The following is a 22,109-nucleotide window of genomic DNA, read 5'->3' as shown; positions in this document are numbered from 1 at the left end:
AGTTTTTGAGTGGGCGCTGTGTCAATTTGTCTTATGGCGACTTTCGTCGTGAGCTGGCGCCGAGCCTTGGGATTGCTGGCATCAGGCTAGCTGGTTAGGCTTGGCGGAAGAGGCGGAAGAGGCGGAAGAGGCGGAAGAGGCGGAAGAGGCGGACGGGCTGCAGCAGTTGGGCTGTGGGCCGATCAAACAAGTGGGGAGAGCAATGGGATTCGGTCCGGTTCGACAGCGCCGTCTGTCGGATGACATCGTCGAGCGGCTCGAGGCGATGATCCTCGAGGGCTCGCTCAAGGCCGGCGAGCGTCTGCCGCCGGAGCGGGCACTGGCCGAGCAGTTCGGGGTGTCGCGTCCCTCGCTGCGCGAAGCGATCCAGAAGCTGGCGGCGCGCGGCCTGCTGATCAGTCGCCAAGGGGGCGGTACCTATGTGGTCGAGTCGCTGGGCTCGACCTTCAGCGATCCGCTGCTGCAGTTGCTGGAAAGCAATGGGGAGGCGCAGCGCGATCTGCTGGAGTTTCGCCATACCCTGGAGGGCGCCTGCGCCTTCTACGCCGCGCAGCGCGCCACGCCGCTGGACCACGAGCGTCTGCGCGAGGCCTTCGAGCGTCTGCAGCGCTGCTACGCTGCCTCGGTGCCGGGTGGCGGTGCGGAGGAGGGATTGGCCGATGCGTGCTTCCATCTGGCGATCGCCGAGGCCAGTCACAATGCTGTGCTGCTGCACACCATCAAGGGGCTGTTCGATCTGCTCAGGCGCAATGTGGTGACCAACATCGGCGGCATGTACGCGCAGCGCGGCGAGACCCGCGACATGCTGATGCAGCAGCATCGCGAGCTGTACGAAGCGATCATCGAGGGGCGTGCCGAGGAGGCGCGGGCGATTTCCAGTCGGCACATCCTCTATGTGCAGGAGGTGCTGGCCGAGGTGCAGCAGGAGGCGCGACGCGAGGCGCGGGCGCGGCGGCGGCAGGGGTTGGCCGAGAGCTGAGGGGCAGGCGGCGGGCGCCGCCTGGGGCTAGTCTTCCTTGCCCTTGTTGCGCATGGCGCGCTGGATTTCCCGGTCGGAGTCGCGGACCTTCTCGGTGTCGCGCTTGTCGTATTCCTTCTTGCCCTTGGCCAGGGCGACCTCGCACTTGATCAGGTGCTTCTTCCAGTACAACGACAGGGCGACGCAGGCGTAGCCCTTCTGCTGGACGGCACCGAACAGCTTGCCGAGCTCGCGCTTGTGCAGCAGCAGCTTGCGGGTGCGGGTCGGGTCGGCGATCACATGGGTACTGGCCGTCGTCAGGGGCGTGATGTGGCTGCCCATCAGCCAGGCCTCGCCATCCTTCAGCAGTACGTAGCTGTCGACCAGTTGTGCCTTGCCGGCGCGCAGGCTCTTCACCTCCCAGCCAGCCAAGGCCAGACCGGCCTCGAACTTCTGTTCGATGAAGTAGTCGTGCAGCGCCTTCTTGTTTTGCGCGATGTTGCCCTGAGGGTGTTTCTTTTGCTTAGCCATAGGCCGCGCATTATAGGCAGTTGCGCGCGGGCTGGCGACACCGAGCTTGAGGGGGGGCGGCTAATTTCGGAGAATGCCCGATCGCTCCTGCACGCAGAGGCAGGCAAGGCGCGATGGCCGTCGTCGACGGTGTCCTTGCCTGGCCTTCGGCATTCCCTTCGCGGTCTGTCGGGCGGCCTTGCAGGCACCGGGCGTGCTGCCGCGTTTGCTGGCGAATTGACGAAGTAACCGAGAGTTCATTGAATGGCGACTCGCATACACCGCTCGGCACTGCTGCCCTTTCCGGCACGTGCTCTTTATGATCTGGTCAACGACGTGGCGCACTATCCGGATTTCCTTCCCTGGTGCAGCGCCGCCGACGTGCTGGAAACCAGCGAGACACAGATGCGTGCCAGGCTGGAAGTGGCCAAGGGAGGATTGAGTCAGCGCTTTCTCACCCGCAACAGCCTGCAGCCGGGGCAGAGCATCGAGATGAACCTGGAAGAGGGACCCTTCGCCCATCTGCACGGTCTCTGGGAGTTCAAGGCGCTCGGCGAGAAGGCCTGCAAGATCAGTCTCGATCTGACCTTCGACTACTCCGGGCCGCTGATCAAGGCAACTCTCGGGCCGCTGTTCAACCAGGCAGCCAATACCCTGGTGGATGCCTTCTGCGAGCGAGCCAAGCAACTGTATGGATAAGCAAAGCATCGCCGTGGAGGTGGTCTATGCGCTGGCGGACCGGCAGAAGCTGGTCGGGCTGAGCGTGCCGCGCGGTACCACGGTGCGCGAGGCGGCATTGCGCTCCGCTCTCGACAGGGATTTCCCGGGCCTGGATCTGGCGAGCGCGCCGCTGGGGGTTTTCGGCAAGGCGGTGGCCAGGCCGGAGGAGCGCATGCTGGAGGAGGGCGAGCGGGTGGAGATCTATCGTCCGCTGATCGCCGATCCCAAGGAGGTTCGCAAGCAGCGGGCGGCCAGGGCCGCGAAAGCGAAGGGGGGCGAGGACCTGTCGCGGTGAAGAGCGGCGTCTTCGTGTGTCGAGCCTTGGAATCGCTCCGGGCTTGGCAGGCTTGCCGCGGGGCTAGAGGGGTTCCGGTGTCGGCACGGGCGCGCTTTCCGTCTGGTCCACTTCGCGCTGGATCTCGTCGAGCAGCGAGCCCGGTTTGGCTGGCTTTTCGCCTTCCTTGGGGGGTGTACCGCTGCGGCTCAGAATCGCTTCGTCGCGCGTGACGCCGGGCAGGAAGTCGCCGGACAGTCCGACCAGCTGGTCGTTGCGGTCGAACACCAGGCTGACCCGCTCCTGCAGGCGCTCGCCGCCGCCGGGTTTGATACTGTAGAGATAGTCCCAGCGATCCGGATGGAAGGTGTCGGTGATCAGCGGGCTGCCCATGACAAACCGGACTTGACGGCGGGTCATTCCGGGGCGCAACTGGTCTATCATGTCCTGCGTCACGACATTGCCCTGCTGAATGTCGATTTTGTACACCCCGGGGATCGTGCAGCCGGCAAGAGCGAGCAGGCCCACGAGGGGTAGACTGGTCAGCATGAGCTTGGTGTTTTGCATCGCTGGGAGAGTTCCGCTATCTGCCGGGGCACTAATCCCTGATAATACCTGCATTGAAGGAGGCTGCGAAGCAGCAGCAAGAAAGCCGACCATGGTTGAAAATAACGAACTGCGTAAAGCCGGTCTGAAAGTTACCCTGCCGCGCGTCAAGATCCTGCAGATGCTCGACTCTGCCGGGCATCGCCACATGAGCGCGGAAGATGTCTACAAGTCCTTGATGGAGGCCGGGGAAGACGTGGGCTTGGCAACGGTCTATCGGGTGCTGACCCAGTTCGAGGCCGCCGGGCTGGTGGTGCGGCACAACTTCGATGGCGGACATGCGGTGTTCGAGCTGGCCGACAGCGGGCATCACGACCACATGGTCTGCGTGGACTCCGGCGAGGTGATCGAGTTCTACGATCCGGATATCGAGAAGCTGCAGCGGGAGATCGTCAAGCGGCACGGCTTCGAGCTGGTCGACCACAACCTGGTGCTCTACGTGCGCAAGAAGTCCTGAGTTTCGGGGCGTTTCGGCCCACCAAGCAAAAAGGCGACCCGCGGGTCGCCTTTTTGCCTTGTGGAGCCATGCCGTTCAGGTCTGGGCGCTGCCGATCATCCGCCGGGCGTGGGCCAGGGATTCCTCGGTCAGCTCGAGTCCGCCGAGCATGCGGGCGACTTCCGCGATGCGCGAGTCGCCCTCCAGGCGGGCGACCGCGGTGCGGGTTTCGTCGATCCCGCGAGCCTTGTGCACGAAGAGGTGGCGATGGCCCTGGGTGGCGACCTGGGGCAGGTGGGTGACGGTCAGGACCTGGCCCTGCTGGCCGAGCTGGCGCAGGAGTTGGCCGACCACTTCGGCGGTCGGGCCGCCGATGCCGACATCGACCTCGTCGAAGACCAGGGTCGGGGTGCGCGAGGTCTGTGCGGTGATCACCTGGATGGCCAGGCTGATGCGCGACAGCTCGCCGCCCGAGGCCACCCTGGGCAGGGGTTTCAGGGGCTGGCCGGGGTTGGCGCTGACCAGGAACTCGACCTGCTCGAGCCCCTGGGGGTGGGGCTCGCTCGAGGTGGACGGATGCAGTTCGATGGCGAAGAGCCCGCCGGGCATGCCCAGGCGCTGCATCTGCCCTTCCACCGCCGTGGCCAGGCGTTCGCCGGCCTGCCGCCGGAGTCCGCCGAGCTCCCCGGCCTTTTCCCGATAATGGCGAGCATAGGCCGCCAGCTCTCGGTCGAGACGCTCGAGGGTTTCGTCGTCGGCGTTCAGTCCGGCCAGCTCGCTCCGCAGTCGCTGTTGCAAGGGGATCAGTTCGCCCGGCGGTATCCGGTGCTTGCGCGCCAGGCCGTAGATGGCGTCGAGCCGTTCCTCGATGCTCTGCTGGCGCTGCGGATCGACATCGAAATGATCGAGAAAACGGTTCAGTTCGCCGACGGCTTCCTCGACCTGGATCTGTGCGCTGGCGAGCAGGTTGACCGCTTCGCCGAGCGGGCCGGGCTGCGCCTGCAGGCTGGTCAGGCGCTGCAGGCTGGCGGTCAGGGCGGAGAGCACGTTGCCGGCATCGCTCTCGCTACACAGGTCGATGACCTGGCGGCAGTTGCCGAGTAGCTGCTCGGCGTTGCTCAGGGTCTTGTGCTCCAGCTCCAGTTCCTCCAGTTCGCGGTCGCCAAGGGCCAGTTTTTCCAGTTCTTCCAGCTGGTAGTTGAGCAGTTGCTGGCGGGCGCGCTGTTCGTCGCCGGCGTTGGACAGCCTTTCCAGCTCCTGGCGGGTCTGCCGCCAGCGCTGAGCGGCCATCTGCACCTGGCGAGCCAGTTCGCTGGCACCGGCATATTCGTCGAGCAGGCGCCGGTGGGTGTCGTTCTTCAGCAGGGACTGGTGCTCGTGCTGGTTGTGGATGTCGATCAGCAGTTCGCCGAGCGCCCGGAGGTCGCCCTGCGGGCAGGGCGAGCCGTTGATGTAGGCGCGCGAGCGGCCTTCGGCGGTGATCACCCGGCGCAGGATGCACGGGCCTTCGCGCTCCAGGTCGCGCTCGGCGAGCCAGGCCCGCGCTTCGGGGATCGCCGTCAGGTCGAAGCTGGCGAGGATGTCGGCCTTGTCCGTGCCCGGTCGCACGGCGCCGCTGTCGGCCCGATCGCCGAGCGCCAGGCCGAGGGCGTCGAGCATGATCGACTTGCCGGCGCCGGTTTCGCCGGTGATGACGGTCATGCCCGTATCCAGCTCGAGGTCCAGGTGTTCGACGATGGCGTAGTTGTGGATCGACAGGTGCACCAGCATGGCGAGGCTCCCGGGATGCGGTATCTGTGTATTGATACAGTAATCGGTTTTGCTTCGACAACTCGCCGGTGTGCGAAATGCCGACGGGCTGCGCGGTTCCCCTTGAAGCGCCGGATTGCATCCCCATATAGGGCGGCAGAAACACGGGCCGCTCCCGTGGCCGCTTTTTGAAAGGAGAGATGCATGGCTGACGAACAGAACCTGGATAACCAGACTCCCGAGGCGACTCCGGCTGCCGAGGGCGCCGCCGCCGGCGAGGACCTGGCCGCTCGCGTGCAGGCGCTCGAAGAGCAGCTGGCTGCTGCCCAGGATCAGTCCCTGCGCGCCGTGGCGGAGCTGCAGAACGTGCGTCGGCGTGCCGAGCAGGATGTAGAGAAGGCGCACAAGTTTGCCCTGGAGCGCTTTGCTCAGGATCTGCTGGGAGTGGTCGACAGCCTCGAGCGCGGTGTCGAGCTGTCCGACCCGGCCGACGAGTCGATCCGGCCGATGCGCGAAGGCATGGAACTGACCCTGAAGATGTTCCATGACGTGCTCAAGCGCTATCAGCTCGAGCAGCTCGATCCCCACGGCGAGCCCTTCAATTCCGAGCACCACCAGGCGATAGCCATGGAGGAAAGCGCCAGTGCCGAGCCGGGCAGCGTGCTCAAGGTGTTCCAGAAGGGCTATCTGCTCAGCGGCCGTCTGTTGCGGCCGGCGATGGTCGTGGTCAGCAAGACGCCGGCGCCCGCGAGCGACGCACAGGCTTGAAATGGGACGGCCCGTCCCCATCTGTAAGGGCATGCATTTATCGGCTTTCGCGCCGGGTCTTCGGGGTCCGGCGGCAGGCCAGTGGAACGCTTAGCACAGGGGCTTTCGATAGCCTGCTGAATCAAAGTTTCGGAGAGTGAATATGGGCAAAATCATCGGTATCGACCTGGGCACCACCAACTCCTGCGTGTCCGTGCTGGAAAACGGCGTGGCCAAGGTCATCGAGAACGCCGAGGGCGGTCGTACCACCCCGTCGATCATCGCCTACAGCAACGACGGCGAGATCCTGGTCGGGCAGAGCGCCAAGCGCCAGGCAGTGACCAATCCGCACAATACCCTCTACGCGGTGAAGCGCCTGATCGGTCGCCGCTTCGAAGAAGACGTGGTGCAGAAAGATATCAAACTGGTTCCCTACAAGATCGCCAAGGCCGACAACGGCGACGCCTGGGTGGAAGTGAAGGGCCAGAAGATGGCGCCGCCGCAGATCAGCGCCGAAGTGCTGAAGAAGATGAAGAAGACCGCCGAAGACTACCTCGGCGAGCCGGTCACCGAAGCGGTGATCACCGTGCCGGCCTACTTCAACGACAGCCAGCGTCAGGCCACCAAGGATGCCGGCCGCATCGCCGGCCTGGACGTCAAACGGATCATCAACGAGCCGACCGCCGCGGCGTTGGCCTACGGCATGGACAAGGCCAAGGGCGATCACACCATCATCGTCTACGACCTGGGCGGCGGTACCTTCGACGTGTCGGTGATCGAGATCGCCGAAGTCGACGGCGAGCACCAGTTCGAGGTGCTGGCCACCAACGGCGATACCTTCCTCGGCGGCGAGGACTTCGACATCCGCCTGATCGACTACCTCGTCGACGAATTCAAGAAGGAAAGCGGCATCGACCTCAAGGGCGACCCGCTGGCCATGCAGCGCCTGAAGGAAGCTGCCGAGAAGGCCAAGATCGAGCTGTCCTCCAGCCAGCAGACCGATGTCAACCTGCCGTACATCACCGCCGACGCCACCGGGCCGAAGCACCTCAACGTGAAGATCTCCCGTGCCAAGCTGGAAGCGCTGGTCGAGGATCTGGTTGCGCGCACTATCGAGCCGTGCCGCGTCGCGCTGAAGGATGCAGGCATCGACGCCGGCAAGATCGACGACGTGATCTTGGTCGGCGGCCAGACCCGCATGCCGCTGGTGCAGCAGAAGGTCGCCGAGTTCTTCGGCAAGGAAGCGCGCAAGGACGTCAACCCGGACGAAGCCGTGGCCATGGGGGCCGCCATCCAGGGCGCCGTGCTGGCCGGCGACGTCAAGGACGTGCTGCTGCTCGACGTCTCCCCGCTGACCCTGGGCATCGAAACCCTGGGCGGGGTGATGACCGCGCTGATCGAGAAGAACACCACCATCCCGACCAAGAAGTCCCAGGTGTTCTCCACCGCTGACGACAACCAGGGTGCGGTGACCATCCACGTGCTGCAGGGCGAGCGCAAGCAGGCCGCGCAGAACAAGTCGCTGGGCCGCTTCGACCTGGCCGACATCCCGCCGGCACCGCGCGGCGTGCCGCAGATCGAGGTCACCTTCGACATCGACGCCAACGGCATCCTGCACGTGTCCGCCAAGGACAAGGCCACCGGCAAGCACCAGTCCATCGTGATTAAGGCCAACTCCGGCCTGTCCGAGGAAGAGATCCAGCAGATGGTGCGCGATGCCGAGGCCAACGCCGAGGAGGACCGCAAGTTCGAGGAACTGGTCTCCGTACGCAACCAGGGCGACCAACTGGTGCACGCTACCCGCAAGATGATCTCCGAGGCTGGTGACAAGGTCGGCGCGGACGAGAAGGTTGCCATCGAGAAGGCAGTTGTCGACCTGGAAGCGGCACTCAAGGGCGACGACAAGGCCCGGATCGAGTCCCAGATGAACGCCCTGTCCCAGGCCACCGCACCGTTGGCGCAGAAGATGTATGCCGAGCAGGCGGAGTCCGGCGAGGCTGCTCAGGGCGGCGAGAAGGCCAAGGCCGGGGACGACGTGGTGGATGCCGAGTTCGAAGAGGTCAAGGACAGCAAGGACAACAAGTAAGCATCACGCTTGCTTCCGTCCCGGCCCATCGCTTGCGATGGGCCTGAACCGCTGCGCGGGAGCTTGCTCCCGCGTCGGCGTGTCTGGGGCAGACGAATCCGGAGTTCATGAGATTTATGGCAAAGCGTGACTATTACGAGGTGCTGGGGGTCGAGCGGGGGGCTGACGAGGCGGAGCTGAAGAAGGCCTACCGCCGTCTGGCTATGAAGTACCACCCCGACCGCAATCCCGACGACAAGTCGGCCGAGGAGAAATTCAAGGAGGCCAACGAGGCCTACGAGGTGCTCTCCGATTCCGGCAAGCGGACGGCCTACGACCAGTACGGGCATGCCGGGGTCGACCAGAGCATGGGCGGCGGTGCCGGCGGGGCCAATTTCTCCGACATCTTCGGCGATGTGTTCAGCGATTTCTTCGGTGGCGGACGCGGCGGTGGTCGTGGCGGGCCGCAGCGCGGCAGCGATCTGCGCTACACCCTGGAGCTCAACCTGGAGGAGGCGGTGCGCGGCACGACGGTGACCATTCGCGTGCCGACTCTGGTGCATTGCAAGACCTGCGATGGCAGCGGTGCGAAGAGGGGAACCGCGCCGGTCACCTGCACGACCTGCGGCGGAATTGGTCAGGTGCGCATGCAACAGGGCTTCTTCTCGGTGCAGCAGACCTGCCCGCGTTGCCACGGTAGCGGCAAGATGATCGCAGATCCCTGCCCGGACTGCCGCGGCCAGGGACGCGTCGAGGAGCACAAGACCCTGTCGGTGAAGGTGCCGGCCGGGGTCGACAGCGGCGACCGCATCCGTCTGGCCGGCGAGGGCGAGGCGGGTACCCTGGGCGGGCCGCCCGGCGATCTGTATGTGGTGGTCAGCGTGCGCGAGCACCCGATCTTCCAGCGTGATGGCAAGCATCTCTACTGCGAGGTGCCGATCAGTTTCGCCGATGCGGCGCTCGGTGGCGAGCTGGAGGTGCCGACTCTGGATGGCCGGGTCAAGCTGAAGATCCCGGAGGGTTCCCAGACCGGCAAGCTGTTCCGTCTGCGCGGCAAGGGCGTGGCACCGGTGCGTGGCGGTGCGGCGGGCGACCTGATGTGCCGGGTGGTGGTGGAGACTCCGGTCAATCTGAGCAAGCGCCAGCGCGAGCTGCTCGAGGAGTTTCGCGGCAGTCTGCAGGGCAACAGCAGCCACTCGCCCAAGGCCAGCGGCTGGTTCGAGGGCATGAAGCGCTTCTTCGACGATCTTTAACCGAACGGGAGGGCGGCGCGGCGTGCTCCGCCCGCCTTCCGGAGCAGAGTTATGCGACGTATTGCAGTGATGGGCGCCGCCGGGCGCATGGGCAAGGCCCTGATCGAGGCTGCGCGGCAGGCGCCGGCAGCCCGTCTGGCCGCGGCCGTCGGTCGGCCGGGCAGCACCCTGGTCGGTGTCGACGCCGGCGAGCTGGCCGGTTTGGGGCGGATTGGCGTGGCCTTGTCGGGCGATCTGGCGACAGTGCTGGACGAGTTCGATGTGCTGATCGACTTCACCCATCCGACCGTGACCCTGAGGAATCTGGAGATCTGCCGCAGAGCTGGCAAGGCCATGGTGATCGGCACCACCGGCTTTTCGGTCGAGGAACGGCAGCAACTGAGCGCGGCGGCTCGGGAGATTCCGATCGTCTTCGCCGCCAACTTCAGTGTCGGCGTCAACCTGTGCCTGAAGCTGCTGGATACCGCCGCGCGGGTGTTGGGCGAGGATGCCGACATCGAGATCATCGAGGCGCACCATCGGCACAAGGTCGATGCACCCTCCGGCACTGCCCTGCGCATGGGCGAGGTGGTGGCCAGCGCTCTGGGGCGAGACCTGGAGAAGGTAGCGGTGTACGGTCGCGAAGGCCAGACCGGGGCGCGGGAGCGGGAGACCATCGGCTTTGCCACGGTGCGTGCCGGCGACATCGTCGGCGATCACACCGTGTTGTTCGCCGCCGACGGCGAGCGGGTCGAGATCACCCACAAGGCCTCGAGTCGCATGACCTTCGCCAAGGGGGCGGTGCGTGCTGCGCTTTGGCTGGAGGGGCGCGTTCCGGCGCTGTACGACATGCAGGACGTGCTCGCGCTGCGCTGAAAAACCAAGTGCGATAGTAGGTTACTAGACCGGGAAGGCCTTTTCCTGTACCCTAGGAATCCAATGTGTCTACTAAAAGCACGCAGACAATTTGAAAAAGAGCGGGATGATGTGTCTACACGTCATTCCGCTTTTTTACAACCTGCGTATGCCCTTTCAGGCTTGATTTACGGGAGGTCTTCTTGACTAAGCCAGCCATTCTCGCCCTTGCCGATGGCAGCATCTTTCGCGGCGAATCCATCGGCGCCGATGGTCTGACCATCGGCGAGGTGGTGTTCAACACCGCCATGACCGGCTATCAGGAAATCCTCACCGATCCTTCATATGCCCAGCAGATCGTCACCCTGACCTACCCGCACATCGGCAACACCGGCACCACGCCGGAGGATGCCGAGTCCTCTCGTGTATGGGCGGCCGGCCTGATCATCCGCGACCTGCCGCTGCTGGCCAGTAGCTGGCGCAACAAGCAGTCGTTGCCGGACTATCTCAAGGAAAACGGCTGCGTGGCCATCGCCGACATCGATACTCGCCGCCTGACCCGCATCCTGCGCGAGAAGGGCTCGCAGAACGGCTGCATCCTGGTGGGTGACGATGCCACCGAGGAAAAGGCACTGGAGCTGGCACGCAGCTTTCCCGGTCTCAAGGGCATGGATCTGGCCAAGGTGGTCAGCTGCACCGAGCGCTACGAGTGGCGCTCCAGCGTGTGGAACCTGGAAACCGACAGTCATCCGGAGCTTCCGGCCGGCAAACTGACCTACCACGTGGTGGCCTACGACTTCGGCGTCAAGCTGAACATCCTGCGCATGCTGGTGGCGCGTGGCTGCCGCCTGACCGTGGTCCCGGCGCAGACGCCGGCCAGCGAGGTGCTGGCGCTGAATCCCGATGGGGTGTTCCTCTCCAACGGTCCCGGCGATCCCGAGCCATGCGACTACGCGATCCGGGCGATCAAGGACATCCTCGAGACCGACATCCCGGTATTCGGCATCTGCCTCGGTCACCAGCTGCTGGCGCTGGCCTCCGGTGCCAGGACGGTGAAGATGGGCCACGGCCACCACGGTGCCAACCACCCGGTGCAGGACCTCGACACTGGCGCAGTGATGATCACCAGCCAGAACCACGGTTTCGCCGTGGACGAAAGCACGCTGCCGGCCAATCTGCGGCCGATCCACAAGTCACTGTTCGACGGCACGCTGCAGGGCATCGAGCGCACCGACAAGGTCGCCTTCAGCTTCCAGGGCCATCCGGAAGCCAGCCCGGGCCCGCACGACGTGGCTCCGTTGTTCGATCGCTTCATCGAAGCCATGGCCAAGCGCCGCTAAGCCCCGCCGATGACCTACGGATTCGAGTGAGTAAACATGCCTAAACGTACTGACATTAAAAGCATCCTGATCCTCGGCGCCGGCCCCATCGTCATCGGCCAGGCGTGCGAGTTCGACTACTCCGGCGCCCAGGCGTGCAAGGCGCTGAAGGAAGAGGGTTTCCGCGTCATTCTGGTGAACTCCAATCCGGCCACCATCATGACCGACCCGGCCATGGCCGATGCCACCTACATCGAGCCGATCAAGTGGCAGACCGTGGCCAAGATCATCGAGAAGGAGCGTCCCGATGCCCTGCTGCCGACCATGGGCGGCCAGACCGCGCTGAACTGCGCCTTGGACCTGGAAAAGCACGGTGTGCTGGAGAAGTTCGGCGTCGAGATGATCGGCGCCAACGCCGACACCATCGACAAGGCCGAGGACCGCTCGCGCTTCGACAAGGCGATGAAGTCCATCGGTCTGGCGTGTCCGCGCTCCGGCATCGCCCACAGCATGGACGAGGCCTACGGTGTACTCGACATGGTCGGCTTCCCCTGCATCATCCGCCCGAGCTTCACCATGGGCGGCACCGGCGGCGGCATCGCCTACAACCGCGAGGAGTTCGAAGAAATCTGCACCCGCGGTCTCGACCTGTCGCCGACCAAGGAGCTGCTGATCGACGAGTCGCTGATCGGTTGGAAGGAGTACGAGATGGAGGTGGTCCGCGACAAGAAGGACAACTGCATCATCGTCTGTTCCATCGAGAACTTCGACCCGATGGGCGTGCACACCGGCGATTCCATTACCGTCGCCCCGGCGCAGACCCTGACCGACAAGGAATACCAGATCATGCGCAACGCCTCCCTGGCGGTGCTGCGCGAGATCGGCGTGGAAACCGGCGGCTCCAATGTGCAGTTCGGCATCAATCCGGTCGACGGCCGCATGGTGGTGATCGAGATGAACCCGCGCGTGTCGCGTTCCTCGGCGCTGGCCTCCAAGGCCACCGGCTTCCCGATCGCCAAGATCGCCGCCAAGCTGGCGGTGGGCTACACCCTCGACGAACTGTCCAACGACATCACCGGTGGCCGCACCCCGGCCTCCTTCGAGCCGGCCATCGACTACGTGGTCACCAAGGTGCCGCGCTTCGCCTTCGAGAAGTTTCCCAAGGCCGACGCCCGCCTGACCACCCAGATGAAGTCCGTCGGCGAGGTGATGGCCATCGGCCGTACCTTTCAGGAGTCGGTGCAGAAGGCGCTGCGTGGCCTGGAAGTCGGCGTCTCCGGCTTCGATCCTAAGCTGGACCTGAGCAATCCTGAAGCCGAGAGCATCCTCAAGCGCGAGTTGACTGTGCCGGGCGCCGAGCGCATCTGGTACGTCGCCGATGCCTTCCGTGCCGGCAAGAGCATCGAGGATGTATTCGCTCTGACCAAGATCGATCCCTGGTTCCTGGTGCAGATCGAGGACTTGGTCAAGGAAGAGGAGCGGGTCAAGACCCTCGGTCTTTCCAGCATCGACCATGGACTGATGTGGAAGCTCAAGCGCAAGGGCTTCTCCGATGCGCGCCTGGCCAAGCTGATCGGCGTCACCGAGAAGAACCTGCGCAGCCATCGCCAGAAGCTCAAAGTGCTGCCGGTATACAAGCGCGTCGACACCTGTGCCGCCGAGTTCGCCACCGATACCGCCTACATGTACTCGACCTACGAGGAAGAGTGCGAGGCCAACCCGTCGAGCCGTGACAAGATCATGGTCATCGGTGGCGGTCCGAACCGCATCGGTCAGGGTATCGAGTTCGACTACTGCTGCGTGCATGCCGCACTGGCCATGCGCGAAGACGGCTACGAGACCATCATGGTCAACTGCAACCCGGAGACCGTCTCTACCGACTACGACACTTCCGACCGCCTCTACTTCGAGCCGGTGACCCTGGAAGACGTGCTGGAGATCGTCCGTGTCGAGCAGCCCAAGGGCGTGATCGTCCAGTACGGCGGCCAGACCCCGCTGAAGATCTGTCGCGCCCTGGAAGAAGCCGGCGTGCCGATCATCGGCACCAGCCCGGACGCCATTGACCGCGCCGAAGACCGCGAGCGCTTCCAGCAGATGGTCGAGCGGCTGAGTCTGCGTCAGCCGCCAAACGCCACGGCGCGCAGCGAGGAAGAGGCCATCGCTGCCTCCAAGCGTATCGGTTATCCGCTGGTGGTGCGCCCGTCCTATGTGCTGGGTGGTCGGGCGATGGAGATCGTCTACGAGGAAGACGAGCTCAAGCGCTACATGCGCGAGGCGGTACAGGTATCCAACGACAGCCCGGTGCTGCTCGACCATTTCCTCAACTGCGCCATCGAGGTCGACATCGACGCCGTGTGCGACGGCGAGAGCGTGGTAATCGGCGCGATCATGCAGCACATCGAGCAGGCCGGCGTGCATTCTGGCGACTCGGCCTGTTCGCTGCCGCCGTACTCGCTGCCCAAGCATATCCAGGACGAGATTCGCGTCCAGGTCGGGAAGATGGCCCTGGAGCTCGGCGTGGTCGGCCTGATGAACGTACAGATGGCGGTGCAGGGCGAAGACATCTACGTCATCGAGGTCAATCCGCGCGCTTCGCGCACCGTGCCGTTCGTCTCTAAGTGCATCGGCACCTCGCTGGCCAAGATCGCTGCTCGAGTGATGGCTGGCAAGAGCCTGGCGGAGGTCGGCTTCACCAAGGAAATCATTCCACCGTTCTTTAGTGTCAAGGAAGCGGTGTTCCCGTTCGCCAAGTTCCCCGGGGTCGACCCTATTCTCGGCCCGGAGATGAAGTCCACCGGCGAAGTGATGGGCGTCGGCGACAGCTTCGCCGAAGCCTTTGCCAAGGCTCAACTGGGGGCCAGCGAGACGCTGCCGACCGGCGGCTGCGCCTTCATCAGCGTGCGTGAGGATGACAAGCCGTTCGTCGCCGACGTGGCGCGCAATCTGGTCGCCCTCGGCTTCGAGGTTGTGGCCACTGCCGGTACCGCTCGGATGATCGAGGCGGCCGGCTTGCCGGTTCGCCGGGTGAACAAGGTGACCGAGGGTCGTCCCCATGTGGTCGACATGATCAAGAACGACGAGGTCACCCTGATCATCAATACCACCGAGGGGCGTCAGTCGATTGCTGATTCCTTCTCGATTCGTCGCAACGCTCTGCAGCACAAGATCTGCATCACCACCACCATCGCCGGTGGTCAGGCGATCTGTGAGGCTCTCAAGTTCGGTCCCGAGAAGACCGTGCGCCGTCTGCAGGATCTCCATGCAGGAATCAACGCATGACCAAATTTCCGATGACTGTCCAGGGCGCGCGTGCCCTGGAGGAAGAGCTCAAACATCTGAAGACCGAACTGCGTCCGCAGATCACTCAGGCGATCGCCGAGGCGCGCGAACTGGGTGATCTCAAGGAGAACGCCGAATACCATGCTGCCCGCGAGCAGCAGGGCATGGTCGAGGCGCGGATCCGCGATATCGAGGGTCGTCTGCAGAATGCGCAGATCATCGACGTGACGGCCATTCCCCATACCGGGAAAGTGATCTTCGGCGTCACTGTGGAGATTGCCAACGTCGAAACCGACGAAACCGTGGTCTACCAGATCGTCGGCGACGACGAGGCTGACATCAAGCAGGGCAAGTTATCGGTCAGCTCACCCATCGCCCGTGCCTTGGTAGGCAAGGAGGAGGGTGATGTGGTCGTGGTGAAGACGCCGAGCGGTACCGTCGAATACGAGGTCGTCGAGGTTCGCCATATCTGATGGCGGTCGGTTGCGGCAGGCTGGCGGTGTTGGAGTGGCGGCCTGGCCGCCACTCTCCGAGGGTGGAGAGTGCGCTTGGCGCGTTAGGTCGGGCTTCTGGCGGGCCTGTGGCGGCTCGCCAGTTGCGTCAAGCCTGCAGAAAGCGGCTTATGTTCGAGAGGTTCTTGTTCGGCTTGGGGTTCTTGCGGTAGAGCAGGGCAACCTTGCCGATCACTTGCGCCAGTTCGCTTCCGGATGTCTCGCAGAGTTCGGCGATCACCGCTTGGCGGTCGTCCCGTTCGGCGAGGTTGATCTTCACCTTGATCAGTTCGTGGTCGTTCAGGGCCCGTTCCAGTTCGCTTAGAACGCCTTCGGTTATGCCATTCTCAGCCACGATCAAGACAGGCTTCAGGTGATGGCCGATGGATTTGAAATGTTTCTTCTGCTCCTGAGTGAGCGCCATAATCTGACCCCTGCGTCCGATCTTGTTGAAAAGCGGCCTAGTCTACCCGAGCGACTCGGGGCCGCCCAGCCAAACACGAGGTGCCTGTGGCCCGATCCAAGACTAGTCATCGTTGGTTGAAAGAGCATTTCGATGACCCCTACGTGAAAATGGCGCAAAAGGACGGTTATCGCTCGCGCGCCAGCTACAAGTTGCTGGAGATCCAGGAGAAGGATCGCATCCTGCGGCCGGGTATGACCGTCGTCGATTTGGGCGCCGCCCCCGGCGGCTGGTCACAGGTGACCAGTCGGCTGATCGGTGATCGCGGTTGCCTGATCGCCTCGGATATCCTGCCGATGGACAGCATTCCGGACGTGACTTTTGTCCAGGGGGATTTCACCGACGATGCGGTGTTCGCCCAGATTCTTGAGGCGATCGGCGGGCAGCCGGTCGACCTTGTGATTTCCGACATGGCACCCAATATGAGTGGAGTCAAGGCGGCCGACCAGCCGCGGGCCATGTATCTCTGCGAGCTGGCACTGGACTTGGCGGGGCGAGTCTTGCGGCCGGGAGGCGATTTCCTGATCAAGATCTTCCAGGGCGAAGGTTTCGACCAGTATCTCCTGCAGGTGCGCGAAGGTTTCGACCGGGTACAGATGCGCAAGCCCCTCTCTTCCCGCGACCGTTCCCGCGAGCAATATCTGCTCGCGCGCGGCTTTCGCGGAGCCTAGACTGCTGGGGAATCGCAAACGTGCCCAAAGGGCGCACACAAAGGGTTACAGAGATGCCTGCCGGGGGGGCGGGGGTTGTGTATTAAGTTAGGCGGGTAGCTGTACCAGCCGTCACGCAGGGACTGGCTCCGTCCCAGAGGGTAATTAATTGAACGACATGGCAAAGAACCTGATTCTGTGGTTGATCATCGCGGCCGTTCTGGTAACCGTGATGAACAACTTTACCAATCCGAGCGAGCCGCAGACGCTGAATTATTCGGACTTCATACAGCAGGTCAAGGACGGCAAGGTCGAGCGGGTCACCGTGGACGGCTATATCATTACCGGCCAGCGGACCGACGGCGACGGCTTCAAGACGATCCGTCCGGCGATTCAGGATGGCGGTCTGATCGGCGACCTGATCGACAACAATGTCCAGATCGAGGGCAAGCAGCCCGAGCAGCAGAGTATCTGGTCGCAGTTGCTGGTGGCCAGCTTCCCGATCCTGGTGATCATTGCCGTGTTCATGTTCTTCATGCGCCAGATGCAGGGCGGTGCCGGCGGCAAGGGCGGGCCGATGAGCTTTGGCAAGAGCAAGGCACGCCTGCTCTCGGAGGATCAGGTCAAGACGACCTTTGCCGATGTTGCCGGCTGCGATGAGGCCAAGGAAGAGGTCAGCGAGTTGGTCGAGTTCCTCCGCGACCCGGGTAAATTCCAGCGCCTTGGCGGACGTATTCCCCGCGGTGTGCTGATGGTCGGCCCGCCCGGTACCGGCAAGACGCTGTTGGCCAAGGCGATCGCCGGTGAAGCCAAGGTTCCGTTCTTTACCATCTCCGGTTCGGATTTCGTCGAGATGTTCGTCGGTGTCGGCGCCTCGCGTGTTCGGGATATGTTCGATCAGGCCAAGAAGCATGCCCCCTGCATCATTTTCATCGACGAGATCGATGCCGTCGGCCGTCATCGTGGTGCCGGTCTCGGTGGCGGTCACGACGAGCGGGAGCAGACCCTCAACCAGTTGCTGGTGGAGATGGACGGCTTCGAGATGAACGATGGCATCATTGTGATTGCCGCGACCAACCGTCCCGACGTGCTTGATCCGGCACTGCTGCGTCCGGGGCGCTTCGACCGGCAGGTGGTGGTCGGTCTGCCGGATATCCGTGGCCGCGAGCAGATCCTCAAGGTACACATGCGCAAGGTTCCGGTGAGCGAGGACGTCAATCCGGCGGTCATTGCCCGGGGTACTCCCGGCTTTTCCGGTGCCGATCTGGCCAACCTGGTGAACGAGGCCTCGCTGTTCGCCGCGCGCGCCAACAAGCGCGTTGTCGAGATGCGCGAGTTCGAGCTGGCCAAGGACAAGATCATGATGGGCGCCGAGCGCAAGACCATGGTCATGTCCGAGAAGGAAAAGCTCAACACGGCATACCATGAGGCCGGACACGCGATTGTCGGCCGACTGGTGCCCGAGCATGACCCGGTCTACAAGGTATCGATCATTCCGCGTGGACGCGCCTTGGGCGTGACCATGTTCCTGCCGGAGGAAGACCGCTACAGCCTGTCCAAGCGGGCACTGGTCAGCCAGATCTGCTCGTTGTTCGGCGGGCGTATTGCTGAAGAGATGACCCTGGGTTTCGAGGGCGTCACTACGGGCGCCTCCAACGACATCATGCGTGCCACCCAGATCGCGCGGAACATGGTGACCAAGTGGGGACTCTCGGAAAAGCTGGGGCCGCTGATGTATGCGGAAGAGGAGGGAGAGGTGTTCCTCGGTCGTAGCGCAGCGGCCCAGCACGCCAACGTTTCGGCAGAGACTGCCAGGCTGATCGATCAGGAGGTGCGCAGCATCATCGACCACTGCTATGGCGCGGCCACGCAGTTGTTGAAGGATAACCGCGACAAGCTGGACATGATGGCGGAGGTGCTGATGAAGTATGAAACCATCGATGCCGATCAGATCGACGACATCATGTCAGGGCGTACGGTTCGCGAGCCGAAGGACTGGCAGGGGGGCTCCGGTACATCTGGAACCTCGGCATCCCAAGGAGTCGATCGTCCCGAGGCTCCGATCGGGGGGCCTGCCGGCGAACATTAAGAACGACTCGAAAATGACCTTGTTGTCCTTGACTCGGTTAGCTTGCGGCAACCGGGCTCTTGATTTTTCACGCTCCCATGTGATGGGGATTCTCAATGTGACGCCAGACTCGTTTTCCGACGGGGGGCGTTTCAGTGAGGTCGAAGCCGCTCTGAACCATGCACGAAGCATGGTCGAGGCCGGAGCCACGCTGATTGATGTCGGGGGCGAGTCGACTCGTCCCGGTGCCCGCGTGGTGTCGGAGGACGAGGAACTGGAGCGGGTCGCGCCCGTCGTCGAAGCCATTGCGGCCGAGCTGGATGTGATCGTCTCGGTGGATACCTCGAGCCCGGCGGTGATGCGCGAGACGGCTCGTCTCGGCGCCGGCCTGATCAATGACGTCCGCTCGTTGCGGCGGGAGGGCGCTCTGGCGGCGGCGGCGGAGAGTCGTTTGCCGGTCTGTCTGATGCATATGCGGGGAGAGCCGGGAACCATGCAGCAGGATCCCCATTATGGGGATCTGCTGGGCGAGGTGCGCGGTTTTCTGGCCGAGCGCATGCACGCATGCGCTGTGGCGGGGATTCCGGCCGAGCGTCTGCTTCTGGATCCGGGTTTTGGGTTTGCCAAGACGCTGCAGCATAATCTATTGCTGTTCCGGCACATGGAAATGCTGCACGAACTCGGTCGTCCGCTACTGGTTGGGGTCTCCCGCAAGAGTATGATCGGTCAGGTGCTGGGGCGCGAAGTCAGTCGGCGCCTGAATGGCAGTCTGGCCCTGGCAGCACTGGCTGTGGCCAAGGGGGCACGTATCGTGCGTGTGCACGATGTGGCGGAAACGGTCGAGGTGGTACGAATGATCGATGCCGTGGAGATGGCGGAATGGGGGGGGAAGAGTTGAGCAAAAAATATTTCGGCACCGACGGTATTCGTGGGCGGGTAGGCGAATACCCCATCACGCCGGACTTCATGCTCAAGCTGGGTTGGGCTGCTGGCAAGGCTTTTCGCCGCCAGGGTGTATGCCGTGTGCTAGTCGGCAAGGATACCCGCATATCCGGCTACATGTTCGAGTCGGTATTGGAAGCGGGGCTCTCTGCGGCTGGTGCCGACGTGCTCTTGCTCGGGCCGATGCCGACGCCGGCCATTGCCTATCTCACACGTACCTTCCATGCTGAGGCCGGCATCGTCATCAGTGCTTCGCACAACCCGCATTACGACAACGGCATCAAGTTCTTCTCCGGGCATGGAACCAAGCTACCGGACGAGCTTGAACTGATCATTGAGGAGTTGCTCGATACGCCGATGTCGGTGGTCGATTCAGCCCACTTGGGCAAGGTTTCACGCATCAATGATGCAGCCGGGCGCTATATCGAATTCTGCAAGAGCAGTGTGCCGACCGGCACCAGTTTTGCGGGTCTCAAGGTCGTCGTGGACTGTGCTCATGGCGCTACCTATAAGGTCGCGCCCAGCGTGTTCCGCGAGTTGGGTGCCGAGGTAGCGGTTCTGGCGGCGCAACCCAACGGCCTGAACATCAACGACCGCTGTGGTTCGACGGATATCGTCGCGTTGCAGGCCGAGGTGCTCATGCAGCGGGCTGATCTCGGCATCGCCTTCGACGGCGATGGCGACCGTGTGCTGATGGTCGATCACACTGGAGCGGTGGTCGATGGTGATGAGCTGCTCTTTCTCATCGCGCGCGACATGCAGGAGCATGGCAGGCTGCAGGGTGGGGGAGTTGTCGGTACCTTGATGAGCAACCTTGGGCTGGAGTTGGCTCTGCAGGACATGGGGGTCCCCTTCGTGCGGGCTAAAGTCGGTGACCGCTATGTTATGGCCGAGCTACTGGCTCGCAATTGGCAACTGGGTGGTGAAAGCTCCGGGCATATAGTCTGTTGCCATCATGCGACGACCGGAGACGGTATCATCGCGGCACTGCAGGTGTTGATGGCTCTGAAGCATCGTGGGCAGAGGCTCGCTGAGGCGCGCCAGGGGATGCGTAAGTTTCCGCAGGTATTGGTCAATGTTCGCTATACCGGCGATAAGGATCCTGTTGGGCATCCTGCCGTGCAGGAGGCTTGTGAGCGTGTGAGCGAGCAGATGGCGGGGCGCGGTCGGGTGCTATTGCGCAAGTCGGGTACCGAACCCTTGGTGCGGGTGATGGTTGAAGGTGACGACGAAAGCCAGGTGCGAATCCATGCGGACCACTTGGCAAGGATTGTTGCGGATGTATGTGCTTGATTCGCTTGCTAGTTAGTTCTGACTTGTATAGTATCTGCCACCACTTTAAGCGATGAAGTGATGCATGCATCGTGCTTTGGTTAATGCACGCTGTGTTGTTTGGTATACCAGATATCGAGGGGGGTGCTTGGTAGGGCCTCCCTCAATGCGGATGAGTTTGGTGCGATTTGTCGTGCTGCGGGTAACTGAAGATGCTGGAAACAGAAACGATCGTTGTCGTCTTTCACTTGCTGGCAGCGCTGGGTGTGGTCGCGCTAGTTCTTGTTCAGCAGGGCAAAGGGGCTGAAGCGGGCGCTTCTTTCGGTTCTGGTGCATCGGCTACCGTTTTTGGTAGTCAAGGTTCCTCTACCTTTTTGAGTCGCGTTACTGCTATACTAGCAGCCGCTTTTTTTGTGACCAGTCTAGGGCTTGGCTTTTTGGCCAAGGAAAAGGCTGGTGCGCTGAGTCAGGCTGGCCTGCCGGATCCGGCAGTGCTGGAGATTCAGCAGAAAAAGCCGGCGGCTGAAGATGTGCCGGTGCTTGAGCAGCAAAAGCCTGTCGATGATAGCGTCGACGTGCCGCAAGCTTCCGAGCAAAAGTAAAGGTTTTTGCCGAGGTGGTGGAATTGGTAGACACGCTACCTTGAGGTGGTAGTGGCCATAGGCTGTAGGGGTTCGAGTCCCCTCCTCGGTACCAAATCAAGAGGCCCGCTGATCAGCGGGCTTTCTTGTCGGCGGAAGTTTAGTTGACCAGAAGTTTTGGTCAGACGTATACTCTCGCTCCAGCTTTTGACGCGGGGTGGAGCAGTCTGGTAGCTCGTCGGGCTCATAACCCGAAGGTCGTTGGTTCAAATCCAGCCCCCGCAACCAGTTGTCGCAGAAGCCCCTTCCTCAAGGGGCTTTTTGCTAGGTAGAGGCAAGCGCCGGTAACGGGCGCACATGGCGAAAATAGTTAAGGGAATGGGCGTTTCGCCCATTTTTTATTTGCACAGCATGCGCGAGGGGTTCAGGTGTCGAGCAAGCTAGAACAGTTGCAGGCCTTGCTGGCCCCGGTAGTCGAGGCGCTCGGCTATGAATGTTGGGGCATCGAGTTCCTGTCGCAGGGGCGACACTCGCTGCTGCGGGTCTATATCGATCATGCCAATGGCGTCCTCATCGACGATTGCGAAAAGGTGAGCCGCCAGATCAGCGGTGTGCTCGATGTGGAGGACCCGATCAGCAACGAGTACACCCTCGAGGTTTCCTCTCCAGGCATGGATCGGCCACTCTTCACCCTTGACCAGTTCGCCCGCAATGCCGGTGAACAGGTGAAAATTCGGCTGCGTTCCCCTTTCGAGGGGCGGCGCAACTTCCAAGGGCTTCTGCGTGGCGTCGAGGATCAGGATGTGGTGGTGCTGGCGGACGACCACGAATACCTGTTGCCGATCGATCTGATCGATAAAGCCAATATCATCCCCCGTTTTGACTGAGACGC

At 62.9% G+C, this 22,109-nt stretch carries 21 protein-coding genes, 2 tRNA genes and 1 pseudogene; 20 read left to right on the top strand and 4 right to left on the bottom strand.

Annotated features, from left to right (window positions below; all coding sequences use genetic code 11):
• Positions 1 to 202: 202 nt before the first annotated feature.
• Positions 203 to 979 (top strand): GntR family transcriptional regulator, encoded by a 777-nt coding sequence (locus tag BMY22_RS00285; protein WP_090618645.1) that lies wholly within the window; start codon positions 203 to 205, stop codon positions 977 to 979.
• 27 nt (positions 980 to 1,006) lie between these two features.
• Here the strand turns inward: BMY22_RS00285 and smpB are convergent, their stop codons facing one another.
• Positions 1,007 to 1,489 (bottom strand): SsrA-binding protein SmpB, encoded by a 483-nt coding sequence (gene smpB, locus BMY22_RS00280; protein ID WP_090618643.1) that lies wholly within the window; start codon positions 1,487 to 1,489, stop codon positions 1,007 to 1,009.
• A gap of 243 nt (positions 1,490 to 1,732) precedes the next feature.
• Between smpB and BMY22_RS00275 the strand changes: the two genes are divergently transcribed.
• Complete coding sequence (locus tag BMY22_RS00275; protein WP_090618642.1) at positions 1,733 to 2,167, top strand: type II toxin-antitoxin system RatA family toxin; 435 nt, start codon at positions 1,733 to 1,735, stop codon at positions 2,165 to 2,167.
• The gene (locus BMY22_RS00270) at positions 2,160 to 2,483 is read left to right on the top strand and encodes an RnfH family protein (RefSeq protein WP_090618640.1); all 324 of its coding nucleotides are present in this window, start codon (positions 2,160 to 2,162) and stop codon (positions 2,481 to 2,483) included. Before BMY22_RS00275 ends, BMY22_RS00270 begins: the two co-directional genes overlap by 8 nt.
• Positions 2,484 to 2,546: 63 nt before the next feature.
• Here BMY22_RS00270 and BMY22_RS00265 read toward each other — a convergent pair whose 3' ends face one another.
• Complete coding sequence (locus tag BMY22_RS00265; protein WP_090618638.1) at positions 2,547 to 3,029, bottom strand: outer membrane protein assembly factor BamE; 483 nt, start codon at positions 3,027 to 3,029, stop codon at positions 2,547 to 2,549.
• A gap of 91 nt (positions 3,030 to 3,120) precedes the next feature.
• On the opposite strand from BMY22_RS00265, the gene fur reads away from it, so the two are divergent.
• Positions 3,121 to 3,525 (top strand): ferric iron uptake transcriptional regulator, encoded by a 405-nt coding sequence (fur, locus tag BMY22_RS00260; protein ID WP_039802036.1) that lies wholly within the window; start codon positions 3,121 to 3,123, stop codon positions 3,523 to 3,525.
• A 75-nt stretch (positions 3,526 to 3,600) separates the two neighbouring features.
• Here fur and recN read toward each other — a convergent pair whose 3' ends face one another.
• On the bottom strand, positions 3,601 to 5,274 hold the full coding sequence (gene recN, locus BMY22_RS00255; protein WP_090618636.1) for a DNA repair protein RecN: 1,674 nt from the start codon (positions 5,272 to 5,274) through the stop codon (positions 3,601 to 3,603).
• A 183-nt stretch (positions 5,275 to 5,457) separates the two neighbouring features.
• Between recN and grpE the strand changes: the two genes are divergently transcribed.
• The 7 genes from grpE (at position 5,458) to greA (ending at position 15,223) form a co-directional block, all read left to right on the top strand.
• Positions 5,458 to 6,021, top strand: coding sequence for a nucleotide exchange factor GrpE (gene grpE / locus BMY22_RS00250; protein WP_090618635.1), 564 nt, complete (start codon positions 5,458 to 5,460; stop codon positions 6,019 to 6,021).
• Positions 6,022 to 6,163: 142 nt separating this feature from the next.
• Positions 6,164 to 8,086 carry a molecular chaperone DnaK gene (gene dnaK, locus BMY22_RS00245; RefSeq protein ID WP_090618633.1) on the top strand — a complete coding sequence of 641 codons (1,923 nt, stop codon included), beginning with the start codon at positions 6,164 to 6,166 and terminating at the stop codon, positions 8,084 to 8,086.
• Positions 8,087 to 8,202: 116 nt separating this feature from the next.
• A complete protein-coding gene (gene dnaJ, locus BMY22_RS00240) occupies positions 8,203 to 9,318 on the top strand; it encodes a molecular chaperone DnaJ (RefSeq protein ID WP_090618632.1) in 1,116 nt (371 codons plus the stop codon).
• A gap of 51 nt (positions 9,319 to 9,369) precedes the next feature.
• Positions 9,370 to 10,173, top strand: a complete 804-nt coding sequence (gene dapB / locus BMY22_RS00235) for a 4-hydroxy-tetrahydrodipicolinate reductase (protein WP_090618630.1) — start codon at positions 9,370 to 9,372, stop codon at positions 10,171 to 10,173.
• A 182-nt stretch (positions 10,174 to 10,355) separates the two neighbouring features.
• Positions 10,356 to 11,492, top strand: a complete 1,137-nt coding sequence (gene carA / locus BMY22_RS00230; protein WP_090618629.1) for a glutamine-hydrolyzing carbamoyl-phosphate synthase small subunit — start codon at positions 10,356 to 10,358, stop codon at positions 11,490 to 11,492.
• A gap of 36 nt (positions 11,493 to 11,528) precedes the next feature.
• Entirely contained in the window at positions 11,529 to 14,750 is a 3,222-nt protein-coding gene (gene carB, locus BMY22_RS00225) for a carbamoyl-phosphate synthase large subunit (protein ID WP_090618627.1), read from the top strand.
• Positions 14,747 to 15,223, top strand: a complete 477-nt coding sequence (gene greA, locus BMY22_RS00220; protein ID WP_090618626.1) for a transcription elongation factor GreA — start codon at positions 14,747 to 14,749, stop codon at positions 15,221 to 15,223. Before carB ends, greA begins: the two co-directional genes overlap by 4 nt.
• Before the next feature lie 127 nt (positions 15,224 to 15,350).
• On the opposite strand, the gene yhbY is transcribed toward greA, so the two are convergent.
• A complete protein-coding gene (gene yhbY / locus BMY22_RS00215) occupies positions 15,351 to 15,665 on the bottom strand; it encodes a ribosome assembly RNA-binding protein YhbY (protein ID WP_090618624.1) in 315 nt (104 codons plus the stop codon).
• A gap of 86 nt (positions 15,666 to 15,751) precedes the next feature.
• Between yhbY and rlmE the strand changes: the two genes are divergently transcribed.
• The 9 genes and pseudogenes from rlmE to rimP all read left to right on the top strand — a co-directional run bounded on the left by rlmE (position 15,752) and on the right by rimP (position 22,104).
• Entirely contained in the window at positions 15,752 to 16,375 is a 624-nt protein-coding gene (gene rlmE, locus BMY22_RS00210) for a 23S rRNA (uridine(2552)-2'-O)-methyltransferase RlmE (RefSeq protein ID WP_090618623.1), read from the top strand.
• A gap of 157 nt (positions 16,376 to 16,532) precedes the next feature.
• On the top strand, positions 16,533 to 18,443 hold the full coding sequence (gene ftsH / locus BMY22_RS00205) for an ATP-dependent zinc metalloprotease FtsH (protein WP_090618842.1): 1,911 nt from the start codon (positions 16,533 to 16,535) through the stop codon (positions 18,441 to 18,443).
• 13 nt (positions 18,444 to 18,456) lie between these two features.
• Entirely contained in the window at positions 18,457 to 19,320 is an 864-nt protein-coding gene (folP, locus tag BMY22_RS00200) for a dihydropteroate synthase (RefSeq protein ID WP_090618621.1), read from the top strand.
• The gene (gene glmM / locus BMY22_RS00195; RefSeq protein ID WP_090618841.1) at positions 19,317 to 20,657 is read left to right on the top strand and encodes a phosphoglucosamine mutase; all 1,341 of its coding nucleotides are present in this window, start codon (positions 19,317 to 19,319) and stop codon (positions 20,655 to 20,657) included. Before folP ends, glmM begins: the two co-directional genes overlap by 4 nt.
• 95 nt (positions 20,658 to 20,752) lie before the next feature.
• Positions 20,753 to 20,846, top strand: a pseudogene (locus tag BMY22_RS23545) (triose-phosphate isomerase); the annotation flags it as partial.
• Between the two features lie 2 nt (positions 20,847 to 20,848).
• Positions 20,849 to 21,238, top strand: a complete 390-nt coding sequence (secG, locus tag BMY22_RS00190; protein ID WP_090618620.1) for a preprotein translocase subunit SecG — start codon at positions 20,849 to 20,851, stop codon at positions 21,236 to 21,238.
• Positions 21,239 to 21,246: 8 nt separating this feature from the next.
• Positions 21,247 to 21,332, top strand: a tRNA-Leu gene (locus tag BMY22_RS00185).
• Between the two features lie 96 nt (positions 21,333 to 21,428).
• A tRNA-Met gene (locus BMY22_RS00180) sits at positions 21,429 to 21,505 on the top strand.
• Between the two features lie 140 nt (positions 21,506 to 21,645).
• A complete protein-coding gene (rimP, locus tag BMY22_RS00175; protein ID WP_090618618.1) occupies positions 21,646 to 22,104 on the top strand; it encodes a ribosome maturation factor RimP in 459 nt (152 codons plus the stop codon).
• The last annotated feature ends 5 nt before the right edge of the window (positions 22,105 to 22,109 follow it).

The organism is Azotobacter beijerinckii, assembly GCF_900110885.1.
Taxonomy (GTDB): Bacteria; Pseudomonadota; Gammaproteobacteria; order Pseudomonadales; family Pseudomonadaceae; genus Azotobacter; species Azotobacter beijerinckii.
The sequence above is the reverse complement of the archived record's forward strand: the minus strand, read 5'-3'. Positions and strand labels throughout refer to the sequence as shown.

What these genes read in the sequence shown, in the direction of transcription:
- secG (WP_090618620.1), top strand. Translation starts at nt 20,849, where the DNA reads ATGCTGGAAACAGAAACGATCGTTGTCGTCTTTCACTTGCTGGCAGCG.
- dnaK (WP_090618633.1), top strand. Translation starts at nt 6,164, where the DNA reads ATGGGCAAAATCATCGGTATCGACCTGGGCACCACCAACTCCTGCGTG.
- smpB (WP_090618643.1), bottom strand. Translation starts at nt 1,489, where the DNA reads ATGGCTAAGCAAAAGAAACACCCTCAGGGCAACATCGCGCAAAACAAG.
- BMY22_RS00275 (WP_090618642.1), top strand. Translation starts at nt 1,733, where the DNA reads ATGGCGACTCGCATACACCGCTCGGCACTGCTGCCCTTTCCGGCACGT.
- BMY22_RS00285 (WP_090618645.1), top strand. Translation starts at nt 203, where the DNA reads ATGGGATTCGGTCCGGTTCGACAGCGCCGTCTGTCGGATGACATCGTC.
- dnaJ (WP_090618632.1), top strand. Translation starts at nt 8,203, where the DNA reads ATGGCAAAGCGTGACTATTACGAGGTGCTGGGGGTCGAGCGGGGGGCT.
- BMY22_RS00265 (WP_090618638.1), bottom strand. Translation starts at nt 3,029, where the DNA reads ATGCAAAACACCAAGCTCATGCTGACCAGTCTACCCCTCGTGGGCCTG.
- yhbY (WP_090618624.1), bottom strand. Translation starts at nt 15,665, where the DNA reads ATGGCGCTCACTCAGGAGCAGAAGAAACATTTCAAATCCATCGGCCAT.
- fur (WP_039802036.1), top strand. Translation starts at nt 3,121, where the DNA reads ATGGTTGAAAATAACGAACTGCGTAAAGCCGGTCTGAAAGTTACCCTG.
- BMY22_RS00270 (WP_090618640.1), top strand. Translation starts at nt 2,160, where the DNA reads ATGGATAAGCAAAGCATCGCCGTGGAGGTGGTCTATGCGCTGGCGGAC.
- dapB (WP_090618630.1), top strand. Translation starts at nt 9,370, where the DNA reads ATGCGACGTATTGCAGTGATGGGCGCCGCCGGGCGCATGGGCAAGGCC.
- recN (WP_090618636.1), bottom strand. Translation starts at nt 5,274, where the DNA reads ATGCTGGTGCACCTGTCGATCCACAACTACGCCATCGTCGAACACCTG.
- greA (WP_090618626.1), top strand. Translation starts at nt 14,747, where the DNA reads ATGACCAAATTTCCGATGACTGTCCAGGGCGCGCGTGCCCTGGAGGAA.
- ftsH (WP_090618842.1), top strand. Translation starts at nt 16,533, where the DNA reads ATGGCAAAGAACCTGATTCTGTGGTTGATCATCGCGGCCGTTCTGGTA.
- folP (WP_090618621.1), top strand. Translation starts at nt 18,457, where the DNA reads ATGACCTTGTTGTCCTTGACTCGGTTAGCTTGCGGCAACCGGGCTCTT.
- grpE (WP_090618635.1), top strand. Translation starts at nt 5,458, where the DNA reads ATGGCTGACGAACAGAACCTGGATAACCAGACTCCCGAGGCGACTCCG.
- carB (WP_090618627.1), top strand. Translation starts at nt 11,529, where the DNA reads ATGCCTAAACGTACTGACATTAAAAGCATCCTGATCCTCGGCGCCGGC.